Raw genomic sequence first — 25,296 nt, forward strand, 5'->3', positions numbered from 1 at the left:
AGGAGTGAGCCCGGGGGAAGGTTGGGGGCTTCCTCCCGGTCAGGGGCTTGTGCAAGGGGCACCTCTTTGGGGTCAGGGATCAAGTTTTTTGCTTGGGTAAGGCCGGAAGCCTCCGATCGTTGCGCAGGGATCAACAACACATTTCCTCGGACTAGCTGAGGTAGCCGTTCGGGTTCAGGACATACTTCGTGGCGGCTCCGGCATCGAATTCCGCGTACCCCCGCGGGGCATCCTGGAGCGAAATGGCCGTGGCGTTGACCGCCTTGGCGATCTGGATCCTGTCATGCAGGATCGCCATCATCAGCTGCCGGTTGTACTTCATCACCGGGCACTGGCCGGTCGTGAATGAGAGGGACTTCGCCCAGCCGGTGCCCAGGGACAGGGACAGGCTGCCCTTCTGGGCCGCCTCGTCTGCTGCACCCGGATCCCCGGTGACGTAAAGGCCGGGAATGCCCAGCGCCCCGCCGGCGGCCGTGAGGTCCATCAGCGAATTGAGCACGGCGGCCGGCGCCTCCTGGGCCCCGGCCCCGTGTCCGCGAGCCTCGAAACCGACCGCATCGATACCGGCGTCAACCTCCCTGACGCCGAGAAGCTGCTCGATCTGGTCAGCCGGGTCGCCGTTGGCCACGTTGACGGTTTCGCAGCCAAAGGATCGGGCCTGGGCCAGGCGATCCTCATTGAGATCCCCTACGATGACCACCGCGGCCCCCAGGAGTTGGGCGCTGGCCGCCGCGGCAAGCCCCACGGGACCGGCCCCGGCAACGTAGACGGTGGACCCGACCCCGACACCCGCCGTGACGGCCCCGTGGAAACCGGTCGGGAGGATGTCCGAGAGCATGGTCAGGTCCATGATCTTCTCCAGGGCCTGGTCTCGATCGGGGAACCGCAACAGGTTCCAGTCCGCGTAGGGGACCAGGACGAACTCCGCCTGCCCGCCGACCCATCCGCCCATATCGACGTAACCGTAGGCTGACCCGGGACGGTCCGGGTTGACGTTCAGGCAGATCCCGGTCTTGCCCTCCTTGCAGTTCCGGCAGCGCCCGCAGGAGATGTTGAAAGGGACCGAGACGATGTCCCCGACCTTGATGAACTCGACGTCGGGCCCGGTCTCGATGACTTCCCCGGTGATCTCATGCCCCAGGACGAGACCGGCCGGGGCGGTTGTGCGGCCACGGACCATGTGCTGGTCCGAGCCGCAGATGTTGGTGCTCACGGTGCGAAGGATGACTCCGTGCGGGACCTTCCGGCCGACATTGGCGGGATTGACGCCGGGGCCTGCCTGCAGTTCAAAGGTGGGAAACGGGGTATCGATGATTTCTACGATCCCCGGCGCCTTGTATGCAACGGCTTTGTTACCTGACATTGAATGGCTCCTGAAGAAGTTGGGTCAATTGATACGTGCAGCGCATGTCGCTACGGGGCAACGGCGGCGTTCAGCTGGAAGCGGCTAGGCATCGATCACCATGTCGGTCCGTGCGGTGGAGCAGCAGGGCAGGAATTTTCCTGCATCGATTTCCCGTGCCCGGATCCCGCCTTGGTGGTTCATCTCGACCTCCCCGGAAAGCTTGACCACTTTGCAGGAGCCGCACATTCCTTCCTTGCAGTTCGCGCCGATCCTGACGCCCGCACGCTGGGCCGCCCCGAGGATGTGTTCGGAAGGATCGATGCGCACATTGATGCCGGTGCGCATGAAGGACAGGGTGAGGCTTCCCGTTCCGACTGTGTTGAAGCTCGAGGCGTCAGGGGACCCGGCCTCCGGCCCCACGTCCGGATTGCCTTCGGCGGCTTCGAACGTGGGCGCGTCCGGGGTTACGGTTTCCAGCGGCAGCCCCGTGGCCTCCAAGGTTCCCTCGGCGTCGTAACCGGGCTCGTAGAGCCCGAACGCGGCGGGCTGGCTTTCGTAGTAGTCCTCGGCGGAATCGGCGATTTCCTCAGCGATTTCCTCCGCGATGTCCACTGCAAATGCGAGCTCCGCCTGGTATTCAAGGATCGTCTGGCGGTCTCCCGAGAAGAACTCCACATAGATGGAGGTGTCGTCGACGCCGACCTTCCTGAGGAGCTCGGTGGCGGTGTTCAGGTAACCCTCGGGGCCGCAGGCATAGACCTGGCGGCCGTTGGCATCGGGGGCCACCTCGTCGAGCATGGCCGCCGTCAGCCTTCCGGTGAGCCCTTCCCACCCCTCGGGTTTGTTGCGGTCGCCCAGGGAGTAGAAGACCTTGATGCGCGAGTCCACGGAGGCGATGTAGGCCAGCTCCTGGTGGAAGGCAAAGCCTCCGGCCTCCGCTCCGTGGTAGAGCACCACCACATCGGCCTGTCCGGGTAGGGAGTGGATGGTCCGCACCATGGACATGATGGGGGTGATGCCTGCGCCGGCGGCCAGCAAGAGATACCGCGCCCGCCGGTCGGCGTCGGGCAAGTGGAATGCGCCGACCGGTCCGAGCATCTCGAGCACAGTGCCGGGTTTGACATTCTCGTGCACCCACGGTGAAACCAGTCCTGTGGGGTCGCGTTTGACGCTGATGTTGAAGGTCCAAGGCTCAGTCGGGGAACTGGACAGCGAATAGCTGCGGTCCGCCGGATCCTGGTCCTCGCCGTTCACCGGAAAAGCGACGTTCACATACTGGCCCGCCCGGAACGCCAGGGGCGCACCGTCGCAGCGGCGGAATACGAAAGTCATCAGGCCGCCCGCCTCGGGAACGGTCTCCACACATTCGGCCATGAACTCCTGTGGATGCCAGGGGCCCAGTGCACGGGCAGCACGGGCGGGTGCCTCGGTGCTGCCCATGACCCTGTTCCACGGCATCTCAAGACCGCGAATGCGCTGTGGCTCCTGGACGTCCGTCTCGGTGAGGAGTTCAATCATGCCAAGTGCTCCTGCACGCGCTGCACGTACCAGTTGATGAACGCCTCCACCTGGTATTCGCTCTTCATGTACGGTCCGGGTTCGTAGGCGGGGCTGCCGGCACCCGTCTGGCACAACTCCACGAACGCCTTGTCCTGCAGGTTTGTCTGCTTCCAGGTGTAGGTGAGTTTGTCCAGATCGTAGTCAACGCCTTCCACGGCGTCGTCAGCTACCAGCCAGGTGGTGCGTACCAGGGTCTGGTGTTCGTTGACGGGGAAGACGCCAAACGTGATGACGTGGTCGCTCTGGAAGTGGAACCAGCTGTTGGGCTGCAGGTGCATCGAGCAGCGGCCAAGGCGGAAGTCCGGCAGGTCACCGAGCAGCTTTTTAGAGAGCCTGCGCCCATCGGGAGAGAACGATTCGCCCTCTCCGTCGAGCGATTCACGTGAGATACGGATTCCGGCGATGCGGGTGTCGAGCTCCTCGACCACCTCGTAGGGAAGGCCATAGCGGCGGCAACGCTCCTCGAGCGAGGACTGGGCTTCCTTGTTGCGGTCCCACACTTCTTCGAGATGGGCCGGGATCAGGCCCTCCGTCAGTCCCCAGGTGGGAAAGAGGGAACAGGCGAGCTCCGGGTGTCCGTCGCAGTGGTAGCACTCACGGTTGTTCTCCATGACCAGCTTCCAGTTGCCCTCCTCGATGATGTTCTGCTGGTAGGCGACTTTCGTCTTCGACAGATCGTGGGGCGCGAGGTATGGCTCGAAGATCTTGGCGGTTTCGTCAAAATCTGTCGGCGGTTCGTCCGCAATGCAGACGAAGATGAGTCCGGCGACCACGCGGCTGTGTGCGCGCTTGAGGCCGAAGCAGCCCTTGTCGAACTTCGTTTCACCCGGTGCCGAGGCGTGGATCAGATTGCCCTCGGGGGAGTATGTCCAGGAGTGGTAGCCGCAGACCAGGTTTCCGGTTGACCCCGCGGGCTCGGTCAGGACGCGGGCGCCGCGGTGGCGGCAGACGTTGTGGAGGACGTTCACGCCGCCGTCGTCATTGCGCAGCACGATCAGGGAGTAGGGACCATAGTCGACGGTGACGTAGTCGCCCGGCTCCGGCAGTTCGGCGATGCTGGCGGCAAAGATCCAGTGCTGGCCAAAAATGGCTTCCATGTCGATCTTGAAAATCGTGGCATCGGTGTAGAAGGGGGCATCGAGGGAATATCCCTTGCGCCGGAACTCGAACAAGCCGCTGATCTCCGCCAGCTGCTCTGCAGGCAAGGATGAAGCGAGTTTTCCGCGTGAGTTGAGGGGCAAGACTGGAGCAGACATGTGTTTCCTCCCGGGAGGCGTGGGTAAGAGTGTGTTTCGTGGGACCACGGCTGCGTGGGGTGCGAGCGGCGTTGTCGAAAACCTTGTACTCATGAGATTAGGGACGATTGAACCGCAACAAAAGCGCAAGATTTGGAAGATAACCGTGCACAATAGGTGCATGATCGATGCGAGGCTCATCACACTGCGGGTGTTTGCCCGGTGCGGCACCATTGGCGCAACCGCGGAACTCACAGGCTATTCTCCCTCCGCCGTCTCCGCGCAACTGCGGGAGCTCCAGCGCATGCTTGGAATGCAGCTGCTGACGAAGGACGGTCGGGGTGTGCGGCTGACCGCCACGGGCCGCTTTCTCGTGGCGGGCTCGGACACCCTCATTGCCGAATGGGAGAGCCTGCGCGCCGCAGCCATGGAGGCTGGCGACCAGGTGCAGTCCCATTTTGGCCTCGGTGGATTCTCCACGGCCGCCGCCCAGTTGCTCGCGCCGCTGGCCGCCACCCTGCGCTCAACACGCCCCCTGCTGGAGGTGCAGGTACTTGAGGCCAACCCGGCCCGCTGCTTCGACTTGTTGGTTGCCGAGCGAATCGACCTCGCGGTCATCGTTGCCATGCAGTCCGACACCTATGGTGAGGACGATCCGCGCTTCGAGCAGACAGTCCTGCTTGACGATCCGCTGGACGTGATCATTCCCGCCGACCATCCATTGGCATCGCGGCAAACGGTGACGCTCGAAGAGCTGGCATCGGAACCCTGGATCACCGAGGCCGCCGGCTCCACTTACCATGCCCTCTTCACCGCGGCGTTTACGGCAGTCGGGGTGACACCGCGGATTGCCCATGAGGCCGTTGAATGGGAAACCCAAATCGCCTTCGTGGGTGCGGGGCTGGGCGTGGGCCTGCTGCCGCGGTTGGCGCCCCTGCATAATGCCGAGAACGTGGTTCGACTGCGCATAACCGGGAAAGGGAAGCCAGCGCGCCGCATTGTCGCTGCGGTACGGAGGGGCAGCATCGCATCGCCCCTGATCCAGGAGTCGCTCGGCATCCTGCAGGTCCGTGCCAATCGGATCCTCGCCGCCCGGCCCGAAGACGATCTCTGAAATTTACGGGGGTGCTGGGGTTTGGTGCCAGGCCTGCAACGTCGGAGTGCCTTGCACTGGTCCGGCAAGTGCCGGCGCTGCCCCGTTGCCCGAAAGCGGTGCTTCGATGAGGATACCTCCCCAGGTTTCAGGCCATCGAAGCACCTTTTACGGGAACGGGACAGCTCATCCTTCGCAAGGACGAAGGCTGCCAGTGGGATGCCGTGCTATTAGCGGCCGTGGATGAGGCTGAGTGCCTCGGCCCGGGCGGCCGGCAGGCGCAGTTCGCCGCGGACTGCAGACGTGATGGTCTTGGCCCCCGGCTTGCGGACGCCCCGCATTGACATGCACAGGTGCTCGCACTCGATCACCACAATTGCCCCCAGAGGTCGCAGCGCTGTGACCAGCGCGTCCACCACCTGGGTGGTGAGCCTCTCCTGGACCTGCGGCCTTCGCGCGAAGACGTCCACCAGCCTGGCAAGCTTGCTGAGGCCGGTCACGAGTCCCTCAGCGGATGGAATGTAGCCCACATGTGCCACGCCATGGAACGGCACCAGGTGATGCTCGCAGGTGGAATAGAACGGGATGTCCTTAACAATGACCATTTCACCGTGGCCGAGGTCGAAGGTCTTGTCCAGGACTGCCAGGGGATCCTCGTGGAGCCCGCCGAACATTTCCGCGGCGGCGCGGGCTACGCGGGCCGGAGTGTCCGCCAGTCCGGGCCTTTCGGGATCCTCCCCAATAGCCAGAAGGTATTCGCGGACAGCCCGCTCCACCCTTGGCCCGTCCACACCCCGGGTGACGGTCGCTTCCGTTGTCAGGACAGGGCTCACGATTCGGCCCGCTCAAGCCGGACGATGACGGACTTGGAGGTCGGCGTGCCGCTGGTGTCGGCTACGGAGTCAAGCGGCACGAGGACGTTGGTTTCCGGGTAGTACGCCGCCGCGCACCCCTTGGGCGTCGAGTATGACACGATGCGGAAGTTTTCGGCCCGTCGTTCGGTCCCCTGGAATTCGGAGATGAGATGGACCATGTCCCCGTCCGTGAACCCCAGCCCAGTAATGTCATCCGCGTTGACCATGACTACGCGGCGCCCGCCGTGGATGCCGCGGTAGCGGTCATCCTTGCCGTAGATGGTGGTGTTGTACTGGTCATGGGAGCGCAGGGTCTGAAGGACGAGCCGTCCCGCGGGGACCCTGATGAATTCCAGTTCGTTGCCTGTGAAGTGGGCCTTGCCCGAAGCAGTATCGAACTTCCGGGCGTCCCGGGGCGGGTGGGGAAGCACGAACCCGCCAGGGTTCTGGATCCGCTCCTCGAAATTCTCGAATCCGCTGAGGACCGCTTCGATGTGTTTCCTGATGAGGGAGTAGTCATCCCGCATGGCGGGCCAGTCGGCTTTGGGGGTATTGGGCAGCGGGAGGTTGTCGCTGCCGGTGAAGATTTTGTGGGCGATATTGCAGACGATGGCCACTTCTGAATGCAGGTGCTCGCTGGCGGGCTTCAGGCGGCCGCGGGAGGCGTGGACGGCACTCATGGAGTCCTCCACGGTCACCCTCTGGTCGCCGGTGCGCTGGGTGTCCTTCTCGGTCCGTCCGAGCGTCGGAAGAATCAGCGCACGACGACCCGTCGATACGTGGGAATGGTTCAGTTTCGTAGAGATCTGTACCGTCAGGCGGGTGTTGGCCAGCGCCTGTTCCGTGACCTCGGAATCCGGGGCCGCCCGCACGAAGTTGCCGCCCATGCCGATGAAGACGCGGACCTTGCCGTCACGCATGGCGCGGATGGCGGCCACGGTGTCGAAGCCATGCGCCCTGGGCGACCGGAACTGGAACTCCTGGTCAAGCCGGTCATGAAAACTCTCCGGCATCTTCTCGAAAATGCCCATGGTCCGATCGCCCTGGACGTTGGAGTGTCCGCGGACGGGGCAGACGCCGGCTCCCGGCTTGCCGATGTTGCCCTGGAGGAGCAGGACGTTGACGACGTCGCGGAGGGTGGGAACCGAGTGCTTGTGCTGGGTCAGCCCCATCGCCCAGCAGACGATGGTGGCGCTCGAGGCCAGGAGGCGCTCGCCGGTGGCCTTGATCTGTTCGAGTGTCAGTCCGGTGGCTTCGACGATGTCGTCCCATTCCGCCTTTTCGAGGTAGCGCAGGTATTCGTCGATGCCAACGGTGTGGTCCTTGATGAATTCATGGTCCAGGACGGTAGGGAGGCCGGGAGTCTTGCGCCCCTGGGCCTCTGCTTCGAGAAGGTATTTGCCAAGCCCCTGGAAGAGTGCCTGATCGCCGCCTGCGCGGATCTGGAGGAAGTCGTCGGTCAGTTGTGTGCCGACCACCATGCCGGAAATGTTCTGCGGGTTCTCGAACCGCAGGAGCCCGGCTTCGGGAAGCGGGTTCACGGAGATAATGACGGCGCCGTTTTTCTTCGCCTTCTCCAGTGCGCTGAGCATGCGCGGGTGGTTGGTGCCGGGATTTTGGCCTGCCACGAAAATCAGCGACGCCGTCTCCAGGTCCGTGAGGCTGACGGAGCCTTTGCCGATGCCGATGGTTTCCACCAGGGCCGAGCCGGACGATTCGTGGCACATGTTGGAGCAGTCGGGCAAATTGTTCGTCCCGATGCCGCGGACGAGGAGCTGGTAGGCGAAGGCCGCCTCGTTCGATGTCCGCCCGGAAGTGTAGAAGACCGATTGGTCGGGGTGTTCCATCGCCCTGATCTCCTGGGCGATCAGCTCATAGGCGTCGTCCCAGTCGATGGGCTTGTAGTGGGTTGCGCCTTCGTCGAGGAGCATCGGATGCGTGAGGCGGCCCTGCTGGCCCAGCCAGTAGTCGTCGCGCGTCTTCAGGTCCGCAATGGAGTGCTGCGCGAAGAATTCAGGCGTAACGCGACGGCGTGTGCCTTCTTCGGCCACTGCCTTGGCGCCGTTCTCGCAGAATTCGGCAGCATTGCGCTTTTCGTGTTCAGGCCACGCGCAGCCCATGCAGTCAAAGCCGTCAACCTGGTTGACTGCGAGGAGAGTCTGGATGCTGCGCAGCGGGCCCATCTGCTCAAGGGAAATTTTCAACGCGTTTGCAACAGCCGGAAGGCCGACGGCAGTCGTCTTGGGCTTAGTCAGGGTCAGTTTTGACTCGTCGATGTTGTGCTTGGGGGCTTTTGAAGCCATGTGATCTTCCCTTCAGATCTTGGCAGGAAACAGTCGAGTGGAGGTGCTGCCTGGGGCCAGCGGAGTGGTCGGCCGCAGTGCCCGCAGATCATCCAGGAGGCCAGGCAGGCGGCCGAGGTCGTTGAAGGTGTAGACATGGAATCCGGCAAAGAGGGGATCGCCCGCCAACTCCTGGTGAACATGGCGGATCAGGCGTCCGCTGTCATAGCTCAGGAAGTCGTCCCGCCGCCAGAGCGCTCCCGCCATCCCTGTCCCGCGGGCGAGCTTGAGGGAGCGGCCGACTCCGAGGCGTGCTCCCAAGGACACCAGTTTCCTGACGGAGACCGGACCGGGGACTCCAACCCACACGGGCAGCTGGATGCCGCTGGTGCGGATTGTCCGGATGTACCGGCTGATTGCCTCGGCGGAGAAGCACATCTGCGTGACCACGGAGGACGCCAGGGATGCTTTCGTGAGGAGGCCGCTCCTGAGTTGCTCCTGGCTAAGCTGCGGGTGTCCTTCCGGGTAACCGGCAATTCCGATGGAGAAGTCGGGTGAGTAGGCGTTGACCGCCTCAAGCAGTTGTCCGCTCCAGCTGTAGGGGCCAGCGGGCGTGCGCCGGTCGCCGGCGACGAGGAACAGCTCCGAGACACCGGCCTCCTGCAGCTGCTTCAGCAGCGAATGGAGTTCGGCCTCACCTGTGATGCTGCGGGCTGCGAGATGGGGAACGGTGTGGTAACCAAGGCGTGCCAGGTTGACAGACGCCTGCACGGTCCGGGCAGGCCCATGGTGCGGCAGGCACGTCACGCTGACGGATCCCGTGGTGTCAAAAGCCGCGGGGAGTTGCGTGAGCAGATCAGCTGACGGAGCCACTTCCAGCCGTACCCTTGCAACAGCTTCTGCGCTCATCGCTCTCTCCGAAAGTTGACATTTTTTTGATTGCATATTGATATATCAGTTCTAGGAATACTATGTACACGAGGCCTTCGCGTCAAGGCTCGGCCGTGCATCGGGAGGAGACTTGAAAATGGCAAGCGCTGGAGAACTACCGTCGGATGTGGCGGGATCGTACCTGCCAACGAGGCAGGGGGAAGAGTCCTTCGCCGACTTTGCCTACAGGGTGCTTTGCGACGAGCTGATCGTCCTGGACATCAAACCGGGTGAACCATTGAACGACGACGTGATCTCCAGGCGGCTCGGAGTAGGGAGGACACCCATCCGGGAAGCCATGAAGCGCCTTGAGAGCGACCACCTGGTGGTGGCCTATCCGCGGCGCGGAACCTTCGCCGCAGGGGTGGACATCACGGATCTGGCCGAAATCTCCGAAATCCGGCAGCTTCTGGAGCCTGCGGCCGCAGCACGGGCTGCCCGCATGGCCTCGCCGCAGCTCCGAAAGGAGATCAAGGAATTTGCCAGGGAAGTCGGAGAGCTCCTGCCAAGAACGCACTCCCAGCGGGACCTGATGCGCCTGGACATGCGGGTCCACCGGATGATCTACCGGGCCACCGGGAGCCGGCATCTTGAGGATGTCCTGATCCGGTACGACAACCTGGCCACGCGGATCTGGAGCCTTGTGCTGGAAAAGCTTCCTCCCGTGTCCGAGCATATTGCCCAGCACATTGAGCTGCTGGAATGCATCGCGGAAGGGGATTCCGAAGCTGCTGCGCGGCTGACCACCAAGCATGTGACGGACTTCGAGAACCTCATCAGGGCCGTCCTGTAAGCCATTGGCCTGCCGTGGACTACCCTGTTGTTCCCCGGACCAATGCACGTGACTGTTCCCGCGCGGCCTCGGTGGTGTGCAGGAGAAGCAGTGACGTGGTGACTGAGCCGACGCCACCCGGAACGGGTGTCAGCGCCCCGGCGACGCCCCGGACGCTGACTTCGTCCACATCCCCGACGAGGGACCCGTCGGAGAGGACGTTGGTGCCGACGTCGATCACAACAGCCCCGGAGGAAATGTGGCCGCCGTTCAGCAGGCCGGTGCGCCCGGCGGCGACCACGACGACGTCGGCCGTCTTGGTGTATTTCTCCAGCGGCCCTGACCTGGAGTGGCAGACGGTGACGGTGGCGTCGCGTTCCAGCAGCAGCAGGGACAGCGGTTTTCCGACGACGGCGGAACGGCCAACCACGACGACGTTCCGGCCCGCCACCGGGATGTCGAAGTGGTCAAGGATCTCGGTGACGGCCCGTGCCGTGGCAGGGGCGAACGAGGGCTGGCCCACGGCCAGGCGGCCGAGGCTTAGTGGATTCGCGCCGTCGACATCCTTCCCGGGGGCGATGTGCCCAACCAGCGCATCTGCATCAACGCCGGGAGGCAATGGCGTCTGCAGGATGATGCCGTTGACCGATGGCTCGGCGCTGAGGTCTTTCAGGACAGAGGCCAGCAGCTGTCCTGTCGCGTCGTGGCCAAGGTCCACGATCCGGCAATTGATGCCCGCGCTTTCTGCAGCCCGTTCGATGGACCGCACATACCAGTGCGTGGAGCCGTCGTCGGTGGCCACAACCACTGCAAGGGTGGGGCGCAGGCCGTCAGTTTCGAGGTTCCGGGCTTCGTCGTGGGCCTTCTGCTGAATGAGCTTTGCCAGGTTTCGTCCGGAGAGGAGTGTGGTGCTCAACCGAGAATCCTTTCGCGCACGCGCTTCACGAGCGCGTCGGCTGCCAGGATGACCTTTTCCTCAAGGCCATCGGTCCGGGCAGCCAGCCGGGAACGTTTTTCCGTGTCCTTGATGGCCACGACATTGATGTCGATGTTTACCCGTGCAGTGGTGGCGGCTGCCCGGGCAGCGTCTACGGCAGCGGCGACGTCGCTGATCACGTTCGCGTTGGCCACCTCGAACAGTTCCGTGGCAAGATCCACGACGGCGCCGGCAACGAGGATCAGTTGTGCCGGCGTTTCCGCGGCCTGGACGAGCGCGTCGTGGATGGATGCTGTCCGTGCAGCCGTGAGGTCGTCAGTACCGGCGGGGAGCTTGTACGCGTCAATGACGCTTTGGAACGCGTGCTGGTCGGCGTCCGCGAGACGCAGGGCCTGGGCCACCAGGCCGTCGGCGCTGCTGATGATCCTGGCGACGAGTTCGGCGTGCTGCTCGTATTTCGTGCCCGTGGTGTACCTTGCCACCATGGCGACAAGTGCGGCCCCCTGGGCGGCGTGGAGAGCCGCGGCTGCACCGCCGCCTGGGGTGGGTTCGCGCGATGCAAGCCTGGCGAGGTAATCGTTTATTGTTTCTGAACTGATCATGTGTCTTCCTGGGGCTGAAGCTCTAGTCGACTGGCCTGGGGCATGGGATGGGCCATGGCAAAGCAGCGGCCCGGACTCTGGTTGCGAGGGAATGAGTCCGGGCCGCGTGCCCTTGAATGGCGCTGCGGCTGTTAGCCGCGGAGCCGGGACATGGTGGGGTCGTACAGTGGATCCGCTGTGACCGTGGCCTGGATGCGCCGGCCAAAGTACTCGATTTCAACCGAGTCGCCGATGGAGACGGCGGCGGGCAGGTACGCGTAGGCGATCGGCTTGGCCACGGTGTACCCATAGGCGGCGCTCGTGACGTAGCCGACTGCCTGGTCCTTGTAGAAGACAGGTTCCTTGCCCAGCACGATGCTGCGCCCGTCGTCGACCGTCAGGCAGCGCATGCGGCGGGAAGAGTTTTCCTCGGTCCGGCCTTCCAGTGCTGCCTTGCCAACGAAGTTTTCCTTGGTCATCTTCACGGCGAAACCGAGTCCGGCTTCCAGCGGGTCGTGCTCGGTGGTCATGTCGGTGCCCCACGAGCGGTAGCCCTTTTCGAGGCGCAGCGAGCTGAACGCGGCGCGGCCGGCAGCGATCACACCGAACGGCTGGCCTGCCTTCCACAGTGCGTCCCACAGGCGCTGGCCGTTGTCTGCGCTGGTGTACAGTTCCCAGCCCAGTTCGCCGACGTAGGACAGGCGCATCGCGGTGACGGTGACGCCGCCGATGGTGACCTTCTTGGCGCGGAAGTACTTCAGGCCGTCATTGGTGAAGTCGTCGCTGCTGACGGTGCTGATGAGGTCGCGGGCGAGTGGGCCCCAGAGGCCGATGCAGCAGGTGCCACCGGTGGTGTCGCGGACCTGGACCCAGTCGCTGGCGCTTCCGTTCTCTGTCTGGTGGCGGGCTGCGCGCTCAAAGTAGGCGGTGTCGATGTTGCCGTTGGCGCCGAGCTGGAACGTGTCTTCGCTCAGGCGTGCCACGGTGATGTCGCTTCGGATGCCGCCGGCGTGGTCCAGCAGCAGGGTGTAGGTGACGGCCCCCGGCTTCTTGGTCATGTCGGCGGTGGTCAGCTCCTGCAGCAGCTTCATGGCTCCGGGGCCGGAGACCTCAAGGCGCTTGAGCGGGGTCATGTCGTACATGGCCACCGCCGTACGGGTCTTCCAAGCTTCCGCGGCGGCGATGGGGGAGCTGAACATTCCGGACCAGGCGTCACGTGCCGGCGGCTGCCATTCGTCAGGCATTTCCTTGAGCAGTTCGGCGTTGGCTTCGAACCAGTAGGGGCGTTCCCAGCCGGCACCTTCCAGGAAGTAGCCGCCCAGCTGCTTGTGGCGGGCGTGGAAGGGGCTGACGCGAAGGTTCCGGGGAGAGAGCTTTGGCTGTAGGGGGTGCAGGACGTCGTAGATTTCCACGAAGTTCTGCTGGGAGGTCTCGCTGACGTACTCGGGGGTCAGCTGGACCTCTTCGAAGCGGTGGATATCGCAGTCGCCGAGGTCAATATGCGACTTTCCGTCCACGAGGAGCTCTGCCACGGCACGGGCGATGCCGGCGGAGTGGGTGACCCACACGGCCTCGGCAACAAAGAAGCCGTCCACTTCCTTGGACTCGCCCACCAGGGAGCCGCCGTCCGGGGTGAAGGAGAAGATGCCGTTGAAGCCATCCTCGATTTCGCTTTCACGCAGTGCCGGCAGGATCTGCTTGGTTGCTTCCCACGCGGGAAGGAAGTCTTCCAGGGTGAAGTCCAGGCGCGACGGCATGTTGTGTTCGCTGATGCTGCTGGGCTCGTAGCTGCCCAGCTCGTCCAGGTCCACGGGCATGGGGCGGTGCGCGTAGGAACCAATGCCGTAGCGGTCTCCGTGTTCGCGGTAGTAGAGGTCCTGGTCCTGGTGCCGCAGGATGGGCAGCGAAGCTCCGTTGGGCAGTTCGTTCTTGCCCTGCTGTGCCGGGACGGGAGTCGTCTTGACGTATTGGTGGGCCAGCGGGAGGAGCGGGACGGACATCCCAATCATCTCTCCGATCTTGGCGCCCCAGAAGCCGGCGCAGGAAACCACGATGTCCGCGGGGATGACGCCCTCAGCTGTCTCCACTCCTGTGACCCGGCGGTTGGACTGTTCGATTCCGGTGACCTCGGTGTTGCCGATGTACTTAACCCCGGCGGCTTCCGTGCGCTTGATGAGCAGCTGGACTGCGCGGGCGGCGAGTGCCAGGCCATCGCTGGGTACGTGGAGGCCACCCAGGATGTCTTCCTCATTGATGAGCGGGTATAGCTCCTTGCATTCCTCGCGGGAAAGGAGCTTGCCCTCGATGCCCCACGCGGCGGCATATCCGAGCTTCCGCTTCAGGTCCGCGAGGCGGGTTTCGGTGGTGGCAACTTCCAGGCCCCCGACCTGGTTGAAGCAGCTTTGGCCGTCTTCGGTGAGGGACAGCAGCTTTTCCACGGTGTATTTGGCGAAGAGCGCCATGGACTTTGAGGGGTTGGTCTGGAACACGAGGCCCGGGGCGTGGGACGTGGAGCCTCCAGGCATATTCAGGGGTCCCTGGTCCAGGACAGTAATGTTGTTCCAACCCCGTGTGACCAGTTCATCGGCCAGGTTCGTGCCGACGATTCCCGCTCCAATAATGACAATGCTTGGCGTCGAAGCCATGTGGTTTCTCCTGCTGCTTTTCGTGTGTTGTCTGCTGATGAGGTGGTCGTGGTTACCGGAACACGACAGTGCTGGTTTGGTCCAGCAACACACGGTGCTCGCAGTGCCACCGCACGGCGCGTGACAGAGCCAGGGCTTCGGCATCCCGTCCAACCGTTGACAGGGCGGTCGGTCCATAGCTGTGGTCCACCCGAATGACTTCCTGCTCGATGATGGGCCCCTCATCCAGTTCCGCAGTCACGTAGTGGGCTGTAGCGCCCACCAGCTTGACGCCACGGTCGTACGCCTGGTGATACGGGCGGGCACCCTTGAATCCGGGCAGGAAGGAGTGGTGGATGTTGATGGCGCGGCCCTCAAGGGAGCGGCAGAGATCGTCGGACAGCACCTGCATGTAGCGGGCCAGCACCACGAGGTCGATGTTGTGCTCGTCGATGAGATCGAGCAGGCGCTGCTCGGCGTCTGCCTTCGTCTCGGGTGTCACCGGGACGTAGAGGAAGGGGAGGCCGGCTGCCTCAGCCATGGCCCGGTGGGTTTCATGGTTGGAAACGATCAGGACGATGTCGCCGCCGAGGCTGCCGCCGCGCCAGCGGAAGAGCAGGTCATTGAGGCAGTGGCCGAACTTGGACACCATGACCAGGATGCGCTGCTGGGTCTGGTCGTGGAAGCTGAACTTCATCTCGAAGCGGTCCGCAATGGCGCTGAACTCCTCCTGGAGCCTCTCCGGGGTGTACTCGGGGGAACCCGAGAAGGCGGTGCGCAGGTGCAGCGTCTCGCGGAGCCCGTCGTCGAACTGCTGGTGCTCTTCGATGTTGAAGCCACGTTCGAAGAGGAAAGTGGTGACCGCCTGGACGATACCGGCGCGTTCGACGCACGACAGTGTGAGTACGAACTTCTGGGCCTGGTCCTTCACGCGGGGGTCATTCTGGGTCAGCGTGCTGGTTGATGAGTCTGTTGCCACTAGGGTCATGTCTCCTCCTTTAGGTATCTTCCCGTTAGATATATTCTCAGATCTCAAACTGATATATTAGGGTTGGGAATCAGCGTATACTGGTCAGTGGGCGAGGTCAATAGCCTGTTTGGCTTGAATGGAAAGGGGTCCAGGTTATGGCAGTTGAAGCGTTGGCGATCGTGGAAGATGCAGTCAAGAAGTCGTTGGCGGACGTGGCGTACGAGCGTATCCGCGACCGGCTGCTGATGCTTGATATCAAACCCGGCGATCTCCTCAATGACGACCACCTCGCCAAGGACCTCGGCATGGGACGGACTCCGGTGCGGGAAGCCCTGAAGCGGCTTGAGCTTGACCGCCTGGTGGTTTCGTATCCGCGCAGGGGCACCTTTGCCACCCGCGTGGAGGTGACTGACCTTGCGTTTATTTCAGAAATCCGGACGCAGCTTGAGCCGCTCGCAGCGTCCCGTGCCGCCAGGGTGGCCACGGAACGGCATCGGGAGCACCTGCGGGCTGTGATGCGGGATGTGGAATCCTTCGATACCCATGCGGCCTCCGTCGTCGAAACCCTGCGCCTTGATGCGCGCGTCCATCAAGGCATCTACGCGGCTGCGGCCAATCCCCACCTCGAGGACGTGCTGATCCGGTACGACAATCTCGCCACCCGCATCTGGTGCATGGTGCTGGATCGCCTTCCCGATCTTTCCCGCCACGTGCATGAGCACCTGGACCTGCTCGGCGCAGTGATCGACGGCGATGAGGCGCTGGCTGCTGACCTCGCGAGGAGCCATGTCAGCGGCTTCGAGGATGCCGTTCGCAAGGCGCTCTTCACCTAGTCCGGACCCTGCCCCTCCACACTTACGCAAAAGCGCGGCCCTCCCAGCCGCGCTTTTGGCGCCTCTGGGACACCTCCGGGAAGGCTGGAAAAATCTGTTGACACCCACCGGACTCGATAGCATACTTGAGTCACGAAACTAATATATCAACAGGATATTAGATAGCAGAGGAGAAATGATGGTCGACGTTCTGACCCGTACGCTCGCAGAGACCGATCCTGCGATCCACGCAGCCGTTCAGCAGGAGCTCCTGCGCCAGCAGGGCACGCTGGAGATGATCGCCTCCGAAAACTTCGCGCCGACTGCCGTCATGGAGGCTCAGGGATCCGTCCTGACCAACAAGTACGCCGAAGGCTACCCGGGCAAGCGTTACTACGGCGGCTGCGAACACGTTGACGTGGTCGAGCAGCTGGCCATCGACCGTCTTAAGTCATTGTTCGGCTCCGAATTCGCCAATGTGCAGCCCCACTCAGGCGCCCAGGCCAACGCAGCGGCGATGTTCGCACTGATCCAGCCGGGCGACACCATCCTGGGTTTGAACCTCGCACACGGTGGCCACCTGACGCACGGGATGCGAATCAACTTCTCCGGCAAGCTCTACAAAGTGGTCCCGTACGGAGTCGGCGAAGACACCATGCTGATTGACATGGCTGAAGTCGAGCGCCTGGCGGTTGAGAGCAAGCCGAAGCTGATCGTCGCCGGCTGGTCCGCCTACTCCCGGCAGCTGGACTTCGCCGAATTCCGCCGTATCGCGGACCTGGTAGGCGCCTACCTGATGGTGGACATGGCCCACTTCGCAGGCCTGGTGGCCGCAGGGCTCCACCCCAGCCCCGTGCCTCACGCCCACATCGTCACGAGCACCACCCACAAGACCCTTGGCGGCCCGCGCGGTGGTGTGATCCTGACCAACGACGCCGACATCGCCAAGAAGGTCAACTCCGCCGTATTCCCGGGCCAGCAGGGCGGCCCGCTGGAGCACGTCATTGCCGCGAAGGCCGTGGCGTTCAAGCTCGCTGCCGAGCCGGAGTTCCGTGAGCGCCAGGAACGCACCCTCGAAGGCGCCCGCATCATCGCAGAACGCATGCTGGCTGCCGACGTCGCAGAGTCCGGCGTGACCGTCGTCAGCGGTGGCACCGACGTGCACCTGGTCCTGGTGGACCTGCGCAATTCGGAACTGGACGGCCAGCAGGGCGAAGACCGCCTGCACCGGATCGGCATCACGGTCAACCGCAACGCCGTGCCTTTTGATCCGCGTCCGCCGATGATCTCTTCCGGTCTTCGTATCGGCACTCCGGCACTGGCCACGCGTGGGTTCGGGAAGGCGGAGTTCACCGAGGTCGCGGACATCATCGCCGCAGCACTCAAGCGCGAGTTCAGCGACGAGACCGTGGCGGAACTCCGGCAGCGGGTTGAAATCCTTGCCGGAAAGTTCCCGCTCTACCCCAACCTCTCCTCTGACACGAACGAGGTGGCATGATGGCCGATCTGCTTCCGGAGCACCCTGAATTCCTCTGGCACAACCCGGACCCGAAGCCTTCCTACGACGCAGTCATTGTTGGCGGCGGCGGGCATGGCCTGGCCACCGCCTACTTCCTGGCCAAAAACCACGGTATGACCAACATCGCCGTCCTCGAAAAGGGCTGGCTGGCCGGCGGCAACATGGCCCGGAACACCACCATCATCCGGTCCAACTACCTCTGGGACGAGAGCGCCGCTATCTACGAGCACGCCCTCAAGCTCTGGGAAGTCCTGCCGGAGGAGCTCGAATACGACTTCCTCTTCAGCCAGCGTGGCGTGATGAACCTCGCCCACACCCTGGGTGATGTCCGTGAAAGCATGCGGCGCGTGGGTGCGAACAAACTCAACGGGGTGGATGCCGAATGGCTGGACCCGCAGCAGGTCAAGGAACTCTGCCCCATCCTGAACATCAACGACAACATCCGCTACCCCGTCATGGGCGCCACGTACCAGCCGCGGGCTGGTATCGCCAAGCATGACCACGTGGCCTGGGCCTTCGCCCGCAAATGCGACGAACTAGGCGTGGACATCATCCAGAACTGCGAAGTCACCGGCTTCGTCAAGGACGGCAACCGGGTCACCGGCGTCAAGACCAACCGCGGCACCATCAACACCGAAAAGGTGGGCTTGTGCGCCGCCGGGCACAGCTCGGTCCTGGCCGAAATGGCCGGCTTCCGGCTCCCCATCCAGTCCCATCCGCTGCAGGCGCTGGTTTCCGAACTGCACGAACCGGTCCACCCCACAGTGGTCATGTCCAACCACGTGCACGTCTACGTTTCCCAGGCCCACAAGGGCGAGCTGGTCATGGGCGCCGGAGTGGACTCCTACAACGGCTACGGCCAGCGCGGCTCGTTCCATGTGATCGAGCACCAGATGGCTGCCGCCGTCGAGCTCTTCCCGATCTTTGCCCGCGCGCACGTACTCAGGACCTGGGGCGGCATCGTTGACACAACGCTGGACGCCTCCCCGATCGTGGGCACCACCCCGGTGGAGAACATGTTCGTGAACTGTGGCTGGGGCACCGGCGGCTTCAAGGGCACGCCGGCCGCGGGCCTCACATTTGCCCACACCATCGCCACGGGAACGCCGCACGAACTGAACAAGCCGTTTGCGCTGGAGCGGTTCGAAACCGGCGCCCTGATCGACGAACACGGCGCAGCCGCCGTGGCCCACTAGAAGAGAGTCCGGACATGCTCCTCATTTCATGCCCCAACTGCGGCTCCCGCGACGAGACCGAGTTCCACTACGGCGGCCAGGCCCACGTGGCCTATCCGGAAAACCCGAACGAACTGAACGACCGCGAATGGGCCGAGTTCCTGTTCTACCGGGACAACACCAAGGGCGCCTTCGCCGAACGCTGGCTCCACAGCACCGGGTGCCGCCAATGGTTCAACATGCTCCGCGACACGGTCACCTATGAGATCCAGGCGGTCTACCCCATGGGCGCGCCCCGCCCGGACAAAGCCGCCGCGGCACCTGCCCCCGAAAGCACCACCGCCCCGGAAGGAGCAACCAAGTGACTTCCCAGAACGCCCGCCTCGCCGCCGGCGGACGCATCGACCGCACCATCGCCTGGCGTTTCACCGTGGACGGCGAGGAATTCACGGGCCACCCCGGCGACACGCTGGCCTCGGCCCTGCTCGCCAACGGCCGGATCGCCGTGGGCGACTCGCTCTACGAGGACCGGCCCCGCGGCATCATGTCCGCCGGCGTGGAGGAATCCAACGCGCTGGTAAAGATCGCGCCGCGCTTCCCCGGGCACGTGGCCGAGTCCATGCTCCCGGCAACCACCGTCACCCTGGTGGACGGCCTGAAGGCGGAACTGCTTAACGGCCTGGGCCGCCTGGATCCCGAGGAAGACCGTGCGGAGTACGACAAGAAGTACGTCCACACCGACGTCCTGGTGATCGGCGGCGGCCCCGCCGGCCTGGCCGCGGCCCGCGAAGCCGTCCGCAGCGGCGCCCGCGTTATGCTGCTGGATGACCAGCCAGAGCTGGGCGGGTCGCTCTTGTCCGGATCCACCGCCCCCGAACTGGCCGAAACCATCGAAGGCAAGCCTGCGCTGGAGTGGGTTGCAGACGTCGAGGCTGAGCTCGTCTCCGGCGCGGAATCCACCGTCCTGAACCGCACCACCGCGTTCGGCGCCTACGACGCCAACTACGTGATCGCCGTCCAGAACCGCACCGACCACCTGTCCAGCCCCGCCGCGTCCGGCGTGTCCCGGCAGCGCATTTGGCACATCCGTGCCAACCAGGTGGTCCTGGCCCCCGGCGCCCACGAACGCCCCCTGGTCTTCGAGAACAACGACCGCCCCGGCATCATGCTCGCCTCGGCCGTCCGCAGCTACCTCAACCGCTACGCCGTGTCCGCCGGACAGCGTGTTGTCATCAGCACCACCAACGACAGCGCCTACGCACTGGCCGCGGACCTGCGCGCCGCCGGCGTCAAGGTCGCCGCCGTCGTCGACGCCCGTCCCAAGCTGACCGAGGTGGCCGCTGCCGCCGTCGAAGCCGGGACCCGGGTGCTGATCGGCAGCGCGGTGGCCAACACCGCTGCAGCATCGGAGTCCGCAGACGGCCGGCTGAACGCCGTCACCGTCCGCAGCATCAACGACGACGGCGAACTCACCTCAGGCGTCGAAGAGATCGCCTGCGACCTGCTGGCAGTCTCCGGCGGCTGGAGCCCGCTGGTGCACCTGCACTCCCAGCGGCAGGGCAAGCTGCGTTGGGACGATGGCCTGGCAGCTTTCGTGCCGAGCACCGTGGTTCCGAACCAGCAGAATGTTGGCTCGGGCCGAGGCAGTTTCGAACTCCAGGACTGCCTCGCCGAAGGCATCTCCGCCGGGGCCGCGGCAGCCATCGCCGCCGGCTTCACCTCGGAAACCAAGCCCGCCGTCATCGGCGAGCCGAAGGCGTCTGCCCCGACCCGCCAGCTGTGGCTGGTTCCCGGACAGACCGGCACTCCGGATGACTGGCACCACCACTTCGTTGACTTCCAGCGGGACCAGAGCGTTGCGGATGTCCTGCGCTCCACCGGAGCCGGGATGCGGTCCGTGGAGCACATCAAGCGCTACACATCCATCAGCACCGCCAATGACCAGGGCAAGACCTCCGGCGTCAACGCGATCGGTGTCATCGCCGCCGCCCTCCGCCAGGCAGGCGAAGCGTCCCGGGGCATCGGCGACATCGGCACCACCACCTACCGGGCCCCGTTCACTCCCGTAGCGTTCGCGGCCCTCGCCGGACGCCAGCGCGGCGAACTGTTCGACCCCGCCCGCGTCACCTCCATCCACCCGTGGCACGTTGCCAAGGGCGCACTGTTCGAGGACGTCGGACAGTGGAAGCGGCCCTGGTACTACCCGCAGGGCAACGAGGACATGGACGAGGCCGTGCTGCGTGAATGTGCAGCCGTCCGCGAATCCGTGGGCTTTATGGACGCCACCACGCTCGGCAAGATCGAAATCCGCGGCAAGGACGCCGGCGAGTTCCTCAACCGGATCTACACCAACGCGTTCAAGAAGCTCGCCCCCGGTTCGGCCCGCTACGGCGTGATGTGCATGGCGGACGGCATGATCTTCGACGACGGCGTGACCCTGCGCCTCGACGATGACCGGTACTTCATGACCACCACTACAGGCGGCGCCGCGAAGGTGCTGGACTGGCTGGAGGAATGGCTGCAGACCGAATGGCCGGAGCTGGACGTGCAGTGCACCTCGGTGACCGAACAGTGGAGCACCATTGCCGTCGTCGGGCCCAAATCCCGTGCGGTGCTGGCCAAGGTGGCACCGGAACTCGCCGCCAACGGCGGACTGGAAGCCGAAGCGTTCCCATTCATGACCTTCCGCGAGACCACCCTCGCTTCCGGCGTCCAGGCCCGGGTCTGCCGGATCTCCTTCTCCGGCGAACTGGCCTACGAGATCAACGTGCCGGCCTGGTACGGGCTCAACACCTGGGAGGCCGTGGCAGCAGCGGGGGCCGAATTCAACATCACCCCGTACGGCACCGAAACCATGCACGTGCTCCGCGCCGAAAAGGGCTACCCGATCGTTGGCCAGGACACGGACGGCACCGTCACCCCGCAGGACGCCGGGATGGACTGGATCGTCTCCAAGGCCAAGGAATTCATCGGCAAGCGGTCCTACGCACGCGCCGACGCCCAGCGCGGGGACCGTAAGCACCTGGTCAGCGTGCTGCCCATCGACGGCACCATCAGGTTGCCGGAAGGCACCCAGTTGGTGGAAAAGGGCATCCCGGTGAACTCCGCGTATGGCCCGGTTCCCATGCAGGGATTTGTCACCTCCAGCTACCACAGCGCGGCCCTTGGCCGCTCCTTCGGCCTGGCACTGATCAAGAACGGCCGCAACCGGATCGGCGAGACCCTGGTGGCCGCCGCCGGAAACCAGCTCGTTGACGTTGTTGTCGCTGAAACCGTACTTTTTGACCCCGAAGGGACCCGCAAAGATGGCTGAAACAGCAGCACCCGAAACCAAGAAGAACCTCTTCCTCCGCACCAGCCCCGCTGCACTGCTCAGGGCAGCATTTGACACCGGGTCCGTCCCCGGCACCGTGGAACTGAGTGAAATCACCTTCCTGACCATGGTTGGCCTGAGGGTGGACCGGAACAGCGACGCCGGGCAGCGGATCTGGTCCGTCACCGGCGGCCTGCCCGCAGCATGCGGCGCCGTCGCCGGCTCCGGCGACACCTCCGTGCTGTGGCTCGGGCCCGAGGAATTCCTGGTGGTGGCTCCCATGGAGGCCCACGAGTCCCTCGGCGGCGACCTCATCCAGGCGCTCCGGGAAGCCCTTGCCGACGGCGAAGGCCAGGTGGTGGACCTCTCCGCCAACCGCACCACCTTCGAACTCACCGGCCCGCGGGCCCGCGCCGTCCTCGAGAAGGGCTGCTCGCTGGACCTGCACCCCCGCGTGCTCAAGGCGGGCACGGCGCTGTCCACGGAGATCGGCAACATCCCCGTGGTTCTCTGGAAGACCGGCGACGAAAGCTACCGGCTGTTCCCGCGCGCCTCCTTCGCCGATTTCCTGGGCCGCTGGCTCCTCGACGCCATGCGGGAATACGCCTCTCCCGAGGTCCCCTAAATGGCCCTCAGCGTCCTGGACCTGTTCTCCGTTGGCATCGGGCCGTCGTCGTCACACACGGTCGGCCCGATGCGGGCAGCAAAGCTGTTCGCCGACGGACTCAAGGGCGACGGACACCTGAGCTCCACCAGGCGCGTGCAGGCCGAACTCTTCGGCTCGCTCGGCGCCACCGGGCGGGGCCACGGCTCCGATAAGGCTGTGGTCCTGGGATTCAAGGGGCTGGACCCGGAAACAGTGGACACCACCACGGCCGATGACCAGGTGGCCGCCGCCGCCCTCGACGCCGAACTGTGGGTGTGCGGGGACCACCGGGTGGACTTCAACTGGGACGAGGACGTCATCCTGCACCGGCGTAAGTCCCTCCCGGCGCACCCCAACGGCATGACGTTCCGGGCCCTGGACCACGGCGGGACCGTCCTCAGCGAACGGAGTTACTACTCCATCGGCGGCGGCTTCGTGGTGGACGGCAACGCGGAGGGCGCGGACAAGGTAGTGGCCGACGCCACCGTGCTGCCCTACCCGTTCAGCACGGCCGACGAACTCCTGGAGATCTGCCAGCGCGAAGGCATGTCCATCTCCGACGTGATGCTGGCCAACGAACTGACCTGGCGCAGCGAAGCGGAACTCCGGGAAAAACTGCTGGCGCTGTGGGCGGTCATGCGCGAATGTGTGGACAACGGCTGCGCCGCGGAAGGGATCCTTCCGGGTGGCCTGAACGTCAGGCGACGCGCGCCGTCGTTGTTCCAGACCCTGACAGCGGACACCGGCGTGACCGACCCGCTCCGCGCGATGGAGTGGGTGAACCTCTTCGCGCTGGCAGTGAACGAGGAAAACGCCGCCGGCGGCCGCATCGTCACCGCACCCACCAACGGCGCGGCCGGCATCGTTCCCGCGGTGCTGCATTATTACGTGAAGTTCGTGCCCGGCGCCAACGACGACGGTGTGGTCCGCTTCCTGCTGGCCGCGGCCGCCGTCGGAATCCTGTTCAAAATCAACGCCTCCATCTCCGGCGCCGAAGTGGGCTGCCAGGGCGAGGTGGGTTCCGCCTGCTCCATGGCGGCCGCGGGCCTGTGCGAGGTCCTCGGCGGAACGCCCGAGCAGGTGGAGAACGCCGCCGAAGTAGGGATCGAACACAACCTCGGCCTGACCTGCGACCCCGTAGGCGGCCTGGTCCAGATCCCCTGCATCGAACGCAACGCCATCGCCAGTGTCAAAGCCATCAACGCCGCGCGACTGTCCCTCCACGGGGACGGCAGCCACAAGGTATCTCTGGACAAAGCGATCAAGACCATGCGGGAAACCGGCGCCGACATGAAAAGCAAATACAAGGAGACGTCCCGGGGTGGCCTCGCGGTAAACGTCATCGAATGCTGACTCGGTGAAGTACACGTAGCCCCGGGTGTGCACCTGCACCCGGGGCCAGTCCCATTACTCGAATGCCTGGCCAGGCGCCCTGTCCCATTGGAGCAAGAAGTGACCCTAGAACGACTCCCGTACGAACATATCGCCGTCACGGGCAGCAGCCGTGTCAAGCGGGGCATGGCTGAGATGCTCAAGGGCGGTGTCATCATGGACGTCGTCAACGTCGAGCAGGCCCGCATCGCCGAAGACGCCGGTGCCGTGGCAGTGATGGCGCTGGAACGCGTTCCGGCCGATATCCGTGCCCAGGGCGGCGTGTCCCGCATGTCGGATCCGGACATGATCGAGGCGATTATCGAAGCCGTGTCCGTTCCGGTCATGGCCAAGGCCCGGATCGGCCACTTCGTCGAGGCCCAGGTCCTGCAGTCTTTGGGCGTGGACTACATTGACGAGTCCGAGGTCCTGACCCCGGCCGACTACGTCAACCACATCGACAAGTGGAACTTCAGCGTTCCCTTCGTCTGCGGTGCCACGAACCTCGGTGAGGCGCTGCGCCGGATCAACGAGGGTGCGGCGATGATCCGTTCCAAGGGCGAGGCCGGCACGGGCGATGTCTCCAACGCGACCGGGCACATGCGCCAGATCCGTTCCGAGATCGCCAAGCTTGCTGCCCTGCCCGAGGATGAGCTGTACGTCGCGGCCAAGGAACTGCAGGCCCCGTACGAACTGGTCAAGGAAGTTGCCGCCGCCGGCAAGCTTCCGGTGGTGCTGTTCACCGCTGGCGGCATCGCCACCCCGGCCGATGCCGCGATGATGATGCAGCTTGGCGCCGACGGCGTGTTCGTCGGTTCCGGTATCTTCAAGTCCGGCAACCCGGCCCAGCGTGCCGCCGCCGTCGTCAGGGCTACCGCCTATTATGACGACCCGGACGTCATCGCCAAGGCCTCCCGCGGCCTGGGCGAAGCCATGGTGGGCATCAACGTCGACGAGATCCCGCAGCCGCACCGCCTCGCCGAGCGCGGCTGGTAAAAGGGATGGCTGTGACGGGCAATCAACTGGAAAGGACCGCCAGCAGGCGTGGGTTGCGCACAGACTGGGCACGGCTTACCGGTCACACGGTGGAGGTGTGGCTTTTGGGCGAGCATGTGATGACCGGCGTGGTTGAGCAGGCTGCCGATGATGATTCAGTGCTCTGGATAGCGGGGTCAGGAGCCTTTACGCGGAGACTCTTCGACAAATCCACCGGCTACAAGGTCTGGGTGTAGAAGGGTGGTTTGAGGCGCGCAGAGTAGGGTTCCTTGCATGGACAT

At 64.5% G+C, this 25,296-nt stretch carries 21 protein-coding genes; 11 read left to right on the plus strand and 10 right to left on the minus strand.

Translation table 11 applies throughout. From position 1 onward, the window contains the following. Nucleotides 1-151 precede the first annotated feature (151 nt). From fdhA to EYS21_RS14295, 3 genes are all read right to left on the minus strand, one after another. Nucleotides 152-1,363 (minus strand): formaldehyde dehydrogenase, glutathione-independent, encoded by a 1,212-nt coding sequence (gene fdhA, locus EYS21_RS14285; RefSeq protein ID WP_131133860.1) that lies wholly within the window; start codon nt 1,361-1,363, stop codon nt 152-154. Between the two features lie 84 nt (nt 1,364-1,447). Beyond that, on the minus strand, nt 1,448-2,863 hold the full coding sequence (locus tag EYS21_RS14290; protein ID WP_131133861.1) for a ferredoxin reductase: 1,416 nt from the start codon (nt 2,861-2,863) through the stop codon (nt 1,448-1,450). Continuing rightward, complete coding sequence (locus tag EYS21_RS14295) at nt 2,860-4,161, minus strand: aromatic ring-hydroxylating dioxygenase subunit alpha (RefSeq protein WP_131133862.1); 1,302 nt, start codon at nt 4,159-4,161, stop codon at nt 2,860-2,862. Before EYS21_RS14295 ends, EYS21_RS14290 begins: the two co-directional genes overlap by 4 nt. 160 nt (nt 4,162-4,321) lie before the next feature. Here EYS21_RS14295 and EYS21_RS14300 point away from each other — a divergent pair, with 160 nt between their 5' ends. Continuing rightward, nucleotides 4,322-5,254 (plus strand): LysR family transcriptional regulator, encoded by a 933-nt coding sequence (locus EYS21_RS14300; RefSeq protein WP_131133863.1) that lies wholly within the window; start codon nt 4,322-4,324, stop codon nt 5,252-5,254. Nucleotides 5,255-5,463: 209 nt separating this feature from the next. On the opposite strand, the gene folE is transcribed toward EYS21_RS14300, so the two are convergent. The 3 genes from folE to EYS21_RS14315 are packed head-to-tail and all read right to left on the minus strand — an operon-like array spanning nt 5,464 to nt 9,278. After that, nucleotides 5,464-6,066, minus strand: coding sequence for a GTP cyclohydrolase I FolE (gene folE, locus EYS21_RS14305; protein WP_242633436.1), 603 nt, complete (start codon nt 6,064-6,066; stop codon nt 5,464-5,466). Further along, complete coding sequence (locus tag EYS21_RS14310) at nt 6,063-8,390, minus strand: FdhF/YdeP family oxidoreductase (protein ID WP_131133865.1); 2,328 nt, start codon at nt 8,388-8,390, stop codon at nt 6,063-6,065. Before EYS21_RS14310 ends, folE begins: the two co-directional genes overlap by 4 nt. Nucleotides 8,391-8,402: 12 nt before the next feature. Continuing rightward, entirely contained in the window at nt 8,403-9,278 is an 876-nt protein-coding gene (locus tag EYS21_RS14315) for a methylenetetrahydrofolate reductase (protein ID WP_165478322.1), read from the minus strand. 118 nt (nt 9,279-9,396) lie between these two features. Here EYS21_RS14315 and EYS21_RS14320 point away from each other — a divergent pair, with 118 nt between their 5' ends. Continuing rightward, complete coding sequence (locus EYS21_RS14320; RefSeq protein WP_131133867.1) at nt 9,397-10,092, plus strand: GntR family transcriptional regulator; 696 nt, start codon at nt 9,397-9,399, stop codon at nt 10,090-10,092. A 19-nt stretch (nt 10,093-10,111) separates the two neighbouring features. On the opposite strand, the gene EYS21_RS14325 is transcribed toward EYS21_RS14320, so the two are convergent. The 4 genes from EYS21_RS14325 to purU all read right to left on the minus strand — a co-directional run bounded on the left by EYS21_RS14325 (nt 10,112) and on the right by purU (nt 15,201). After that, nucleotides 10,112-10,987 carry a tetrahydrofolate dehydrogenase/cyclohydrolase catalytic domain-containing protein gene (locus EYS21_RS14325; RefSeq protein ID WP_131133868.1) on the minus strand — a complete coding sequence of 292 codons (876 nt, stop codon included), beginning with the start codon at nt 10,985-10,987 and terminating at the stop codon, nt 10,112-10,114. Then, a complete protein-coding gene (locus tag EYS21_RS14330) occupies nt 10,984-11,610 on the minus strand; it encodes a cyclodeaminase/cyclohydrolase family protein (protein WP_131133869.1) in 627 nt (208 codons plus the stop codon). The genes EYS21_RS14325 and EYS21_RS14330 overlap by 4 nt, the downstream gene beginning before the upstream one ends. Before the next feature lie 131 nt (nt 11,611-11,741). Then, entirely contained in the window at nt 11,742-14,234 is a 2,493-nt protein-coding gene (locus tag EYS21_RS14335) for an FAD-dependent oxidoreductase (protein WP_131133870.1), read from the minus strand. A gap of 52 nt (nt 14,235-14,286) precedes the next feature. Further along, on the minus strand, nt 14,287-15,201 hold the full coding sequence (purU, locus tag EYS21_RS14340) for a formyltetrahydrofolate deformylase (protein ID WP_131133871.1): 915 nt from the start codon (nt 15,199-15,201) through the stop codon (nt 14,287-14,289). A 137-nt stretch (nt 15,202-15,338) separates the two neighbouring features. On the opposite strand from purU, the gene EYS21_RS14345 reads away from it, so the two are divergent. The 9 genes from EYS21_RS14345 to EYS21_RS23930 all read left to right on the plus strand — a co-directional run bounded on the left by EYS21_RS14345 (nt 15,339) and on the right by EYS21_RS23930 (nt 25,251). After that, nucleotides 15,339-16,016, plus strand: a complete 678-nt coding sequence (locus EYS21_RS14345; protein WP_131133872.1) for a GntR family transcriptional regulator — start codon at nt 15,339-15,341, stop codon at nt 16,014-16,016. A gap of 178 nt (nt 16,017-16,194) precedes the next feature. Next, nucleotides 16,195-17,493 (plus strand): serine hydroxymethyltransferase, encoded by a 1,299-nt coding sequence (gene glyA / locus EYS21_RS14350; RefSeq protein ID WP_131133957.1) that lies wholly within the window; start codon nt 16,195-16,197, stop codon nt 17,491-17,493. Continuing rightward, nucleotides 17,493-18,710 carry a sarcosine oxidase subunit beta family protein gene (locus EYS21_RS14355; RefSeq protein WP_131133958.1) on the plus strand — a complete coding sequence of 406 codons (1,218 nt, stop codon included), beginning with the start codon at nt 17,493-17,495 and terminating at the stop codon, nt 18,708-18,710. Before glyA ends, EYS21_RS14355 begins: the two co-directional genes overlap by 1 nt. Nucleotides 18,711-18,724: 14 nt before the next feature. Continuing rightward, on the plus strand, nt 18,725-19,054 hold the full coding sequence (locus EYS21_RS14360) for a sarcosine oxidase subunit delta (RefSeq protein ID WP_131133873.1): 330 nt from the start codon (nt 18,725-18,727) through the stop codon (nt 19,052-19,054). Next, nucleotides 19,051-22,002 carry a sarcosine oxidase subunit alpha family protein gene (locus tag EYS21_RS14365; RefSeq protein ID WP_131133874.1) on the plus strand — a complete coding sequence of 984 codons (2,952 nt, stop codon included), beginning with the start codon at nt 19,051-19,053 and terminating at the stop codon, nt 22,000-22,002. Before EYS21_RS14360 ends, EYS21_RS14365 begins: the two co-directional genes overlap by 4 nt. Next, on the plus strand, nt 21,995-22,627 hold the full coding sequence (locus EYS21_RS14370) for a sarcosine oxidase subunit gamma family protein (protein WP_131133875.1): 633 nt from the start codon (nt 21,995-21,997) through the stop codon (nt 22,625-22,627). Before EYS21_RS14365 ends, EYS21_RS14370 begins: the two co-directional genes overlap by 8 nt. Then, on the plus strand, nt 22,628-24,001 hold the full coding sequence (locus EYS21_RS14375) for an L-serine ammonia-lyase (protein ID WP_131133876.1): 1,374 nt from the start codon (nt 22,628-22,630) through the stop codon (nt 23,999-24,001). It begins immediately after the preceding gene. 99 nt (nt 24,002-24,100) lie between these two features. Beyond that, complete coding sequence (pdxS, locus tag EYS21_RS14380) at nt 24,101-25,015, plus strand: pyridoxal 5'-phosphate synthase lyase subunit PdxS (RefSeq protein WP_131133877.1); 915 nt, start codon at nt 24,101-24,103, stop codon at nt 25,013-25,015. A gap of 104 nt (nt 25,016-25,119) precedes the next feature. After that, entirely contained in the window at nt 25,120-25,251 is a 132-nt protein-coding gene (locus EYS21_RS23930; protein WP_278184743.1) for a hypothetical protein, read from the plus strand. Nucleotides 25,252-25,296: the final 45 nt, after the last annotated feature.

This window comes from Arthrobacter sp. S39 (genome assembly GCF_004320525.1).
In the GTDB taxonomy this organism is placed as follows: Bacteria; Actinomycetota; Actinomycetes; order Actinomycetales; family Micrococcaceae; genus Arthrobacter.

Bases quoted from the DNA above. Each gene is read 5' to 3' on its own strand.
- EYS21_RS14360 (WP_131133873.1), top strand. From the start codon at position 18,725: ATGCTCCTCATTTCATGCCCCAACTGCGGCTCCCGCGACGAGACCGAG.
- fdhA (WP_131133860.1), bottom strand. From the start codon at position 1,363: ATGTCAGGTAACAAAGCCGTTGCATACAAGGCGCCGGGGATCGTAGAA.
- EYS21_RS14345 (WP_131133872.1), top strand. From the start codon at position 15,339: ATGGCAGTTGAAGCGTTGGCGATCGTGGAAGATGCAGTCAAGAAGTCG.
- EYS21_RS14310 (WP_131133865.1), bottom strand. From the start codon at position 8,390: ATGGCTTCAAAAGCCCCCAAGCACAACATCGACGAGTCAAAACTGACC.
- glyA (WP_131133957.1), top strand. From the start codon at position 16,195: ATGGTCGACGTTCTGACCCGTACGCTCGCAGAGACCGATCCTGCGATC.
- EYS21_RS14315 (WP_165478322.1), bottom strand. From the start codon at position 9,278: ATGAGCGCAGAAGCTGTTGCAAGGGTACGGCTGGAAGTGGCTCCGTCA.
- purU (WP_131133871.1), bottom strand. From the start codon at position 15,201: ATGACCCTAGTGGCAACAGACTCATCAACCAGCACGCTGACCCAGAAT.
- EYS21_RS14300 (WP_131133863.1), top strand. From the start codon at position 4,322: ATGATCGATGCGAGGCTCATCACACTGCGGGTGTTTGCCCGGTGCGGC.
- EYS21_RS14335 (WP_131133870.1), bottom strand. From the start codon at position 14,234: ATGGCTTCGACGCCAAGCATTGTCATTATTGGAGCGGGAATCGTCGGC.
- EYS21_RS14375 (WP_131133876.1), top strand. From the start codon at position 22,628: ATGGCCCTCAGCGTCCTGGACCTGTTCTCCGTTGGCATCGGGCCGTCG.
- EYS21_RS14370 (WP_131133875.1), top strand. From the start codon at position 21,995: ATGGCTGAAACAGCAGCACCCGAAACCAAGAAGAACCTCTTCCTCCGC.
- EYS21_RS14290 (WP_131133861.1), bottom strand. From the start codon at position 2,863: ATGATTGAACTCCTCACCGAGACGGACGTCCAGGAGCCACAGCGCATT.
- EYS21_RS14355 (WP_131133958.1), top strand. From the start codon at position 17,493: ATGGCCGATCTGCTTCCGGAGCACCCTGAATTCCTCTGGCACAACCCG.
- EYS21_RS14320 (WP_131133867.1), top strand. From the start codon at position 9,397: ATGGCAAGCGCTGGAGAACTACCGTCGGATGTGGCGGGATCGTACCTG.
- EYS21_RS14330 (WP_131133869.1), bottom strand. From the start codon at position 11,610: ATGATCAGTTCAGAAACAATAAACGATTACCTCGCCAGGCTTGCATCG.
- EYS21_RS14295 (WP_131133862.1), bottom strand. From the start codon at position 4,161: ATGTCTGCTCCAGTCTTGCCCCTCAACTCACGCGGAAAACTCGCTTCA.